This window comes from Psychrobacillus soli, from assembly GCF_006861775.1.
GTDB lineage: Bacteria > Bacillota > Bacilli > Bacillales_A > Planococcaceae > Psychrobacillus > Psychrobacillus soli.
This window is the reverse complement of sequence record NZ_VDGG01000033.1, coordinates 29939-33098: the sequence shown is the minus strand read 5'-3', so window position 1 is coordinate 33098 and position 3160 is coordinate 29939. Positions and strand designations below refer to the sequence as shown.

At 34.2% G+C, this 3160-nt stretch carries 3 protein-coding genes; 2 read left to right on the top strand and 1 reads right to left on the bottom strand.

The features are described from left to right. Positions 1-359: 359 nt before the first annotated feature. Together FG383_RS14625 and FG383_RS14620 are read left to right on the top strand one after the other, a co-directional pair. Positions 360-746: a hypothetical protein gene (locus FG383_RS14625; protein WP_142608134.1), complete on the top strand. Its 387-nt coding sequence runs from the start codon at positions 360-362 to the stop codon at positions 744-746. After that, positions 734-1051, top strand: a complete 318-nt coding sequence (locus tag FG383_RS14620) for a hypothetical protein (RefSeq protein ID WP_142608133.1) — start codon at positions 734-736, stop codon at positions 1049-1051. The genes FG383_RS14625 and FG383_RS14620 overlap by 13 nt, the downstream gene beginning before the upstream one ends. Positions 1052-1255: 204 nt before the next feature. Here the strand turns inward: FG383_RS14620 and FG383_RS14615 are convergent, their stop codons facing one another. Beyond that, positions 1256-2311 carry an NERD domain-containing protein gene (locus tag FG383_RS14615; RefSeq protein ID WP_142608132.1) on the bottom strand — a complete coding sequence of 352 codons (1056 nt, stop codon included), beginning with the start codon at positions 2309-2311 and terminating at the stop codon, positions 1256-1258. Positions 2312-3160: the final 849 nt, after the last annotated feature.

The following is a 3160-nucleotide window of genomic DNA, read 5'->3' as shown; positions in this document are numbered from 1 at the left end:
ACTAATTGTTTCTTTGTTTCTTTTAATTTATCGAGCACATCGGAAGAAAGCTGATCGAATAGACCATTTCCTTCTTCTTTTTTTGCTACTGGTTGTTTACAGCAAAATCATAGGAAGTAGTGTACCGTAAAGTTATTTAATCTCTTTCACACTCTTGTTGGTTTATAGGGGAAAAATCGAGGTTTACTACCTCTACTTGAGCGTCTTCGTTTTAAATTAATATAAAGACGAATAAAAAATGGAACTTTCAGAACTTATCCGTGCGACACCAGTGAGTTAAGACATGTGGAATTTTCTACTAAAATGGTCATATGATACAATGTACATACTAGAAAAGATATAGTTAAGGAGGATTCCATTTGAATGCAGACATTAATAAGTTATTACTTCAAATCATCCACACCTATAAAGAACAAGGACCACAATGGAAACCAGGGAAAGATTTACTACACTTGAAGAAACGAATAAGTAGACGTGATCTCCCTTTAGAATCTACTTTGCATCAATACAATAGTTTAATTATTGATATAGTTACAAATATCCGAAGTAACGTTCACATTTATTATCTGGAACATTTTGAACAACGCTACATTGTTTTTTCCGCAAATTATTGGATAATAATCATTGGTGAAGATAAAATTTTGGAAACAGCTATGATAACAAGATCACCTGAACGTTACTTATCAAAAGAAAAAGGATATACTTACATTGGTACAGTAAAGGAGGTTTTTTCATGGATCGAATGACATTAATAAATCTTTATGGTCAAGGGATCACTGATTGTGAAACAAGCCCTTTTGAAATGCTTGAAACATTCCATATTCGAAGCGAATTACATCAACTGTCACTTACAAAAGAAGAGAAAAAAATGGTAGCCGCCTATGATATGAGATTATTAAGTCATGCCGAACAAGTTTATGAGCACACAAGTAAAGCTTATGACTTTTCACAATCCAAAGAGTCGATAGACGAATGGTGGTGGCATTTGGATTCACTACTCAAAGGCGAAATTGTGTTCAGCGCTACATCCCTTTATGATGATGTGATTTAAAAGTATCAAAAACTAAAATTACACAAAATGCTCTTTTCACCATTGGAAAGAGCATTTTTATTTTATAGAGATTGTAAAAATTCTTATTATACATCAGCAGTATATGCGCTTGTCAGCGTAAGGTAAATGTGGACTATTTTACGCTTAGCGCTAAAATGAATAATTCAAGTTTGCATAAATATCTAATGCCAGTACAACTAACTATTATCCATCTACACTTTCCTTTATTATAGCCACTAACTCCAACCCAAACTCTTCCAACTTTTTATCCCCTATTCCTTCTACTTTTCGCAATTCATCCAGTGTAGTCGGTTTTATTTCAACTAGTCCGTCCAGCGTTTTGTTCGTAAATATGTAGAATGCCTTTCGTTCAGTTTCATCTGCTAGTCTTTTACGGAATTTCTTCAACTTCAATACAAGATCTTCATCTGAAAGTAGCAAGAGCTTTTTTTCCAGCGTAGCTGCTACTGGCACTTTCTCTTCTTCATAGAAACTGACTTCCTGCTCCTCATAAACCTCGATTGAATGCTTATCAATATGCTGTCCATGTATGTATGCCGCTAATTCATGCATTTTTCCATCTTTGAAATAAACAGGCGACTTCTTAGCTAATTCAGCTTTTATAAACGAAACAATGCCGTCAGAGCGAAAAACTTTATCCTCGATTTCTTTCGGTGCTTTCGCTAGATCAATCACCGTTTTTTCATTCGCAAATGCAACCGCATAGCGTATCGGGGTTTTGGTAATCACATCATGATCGACCAGCATCGATTGAAGAACTTCCACTTGGCGCTCAACTTGGCGAATAGGGCTATACATGCCTTCCTTAAAAACCGTACGACTCCCGCGATTCACATTTCGTATAAACTCTCCCTTTTCATTCACCGTGATATTGCCATAGTACTTCTTCACTTCAATGATTAAAAAAAATTGTCGCGTTACAAGAATAAAGTCAAATTGCGCACTTAATCCCTTATGCTCAATATAGACATCATGCAAAATCATTAGCGGTAGAAATGAATTCGTTAGTTCGAATAGTAACGACTGCTCCCCTGCTTTTCCGATTTTCAATAACTTTATTTGCTCCTCTATTTTCTTCCGATTTACATCTAACTGCTCTCCAGCCAGTTGTGTTTGCAAACGAACAATTTCTGCATCTATTGAATCTCCATGCTTAATGACAACGGGAGATTTCAGCTCTTCCTTATCCTTCAATACATCTATAACTCGTGACAAAAAAGTTTTTTTTACAAAGGACATGAGATAAACCTCTTTTCTATAAGTGCTAACTTACTGTAATGCTACCATATAACTAAGGAGTATAGTCATGGTTTTTGATAATTAATGAAGTATCTATTAATAGCCTACCGCTATTTTTCTAAATAAATCACCACACATTATCTTAGGGTGATGGTTTTAATTTGAACTACCTCACGCCACACTATAACAAACTTGTACAGAATGGTATTCCAACGTTCATCTGCAAATAGAGTACTATCTAAATCTAACCGCAAAAACATAGATGATAGCTGGAAATTTAGAACTGCCTATAATTATTGCGGTCTGGATTTCCTACTAAGTTTACTTGGATAACCAGACTTACTCATTAAAATGAAGAACTGTAACTAATTAAAAAGTTATATATTTCTTGCGACTCCATATATTATTGATATGAGCCATATAATCTACAATTGGGTTGATTTAGACATGAATTTCAAAGACTATAATGATGAACATATGGGAGTTTACAGTATGGTTGGACTATAAAAATCTTAAAAAACATAGACATGCTCTTTTTAGCATTATCCTTTAAATATATTCAGAAGACTAGCTCTTTGTAAAAAAACGCTCCCTATTTTACCAGTAATTCCACAAAGTGAGCGCACATATGACAAAAAACCAATTGTCACCGCCATTCGATTATTAAACATCATTGATAGTAAGCAAAAAAACTACCCAGAAATCTGTAAATTAGATTTCTAGGTAGCCTTTTTATTTATCACTATAATTCACTTAAAACTTCGAACCACCATATCCATACTCATCTAGTAGTTCTTCAAATGTTTTATTTTTTTCTTTTTGCTTTTTCTCAAAAGCAAGCTGAGCTTG

What these genes read in the sequence shown, in the direction of transcription:
- FG383_RS14620 (WP_142608133.1), top strand. Translation starts at nt 734, where the DNA reads ATGGATCGAATGACATTAATAAATCTTTATGGTCAAGGGATCACTGAT.
- FG383_RS14615 (WP_142608132.1), bottom strand. Translation starts at nt 2,311, where the DNA reads ATGTCCTTTGTAAAAAAAACTTTTTTGTCACGAGTTATAGATGTATTG.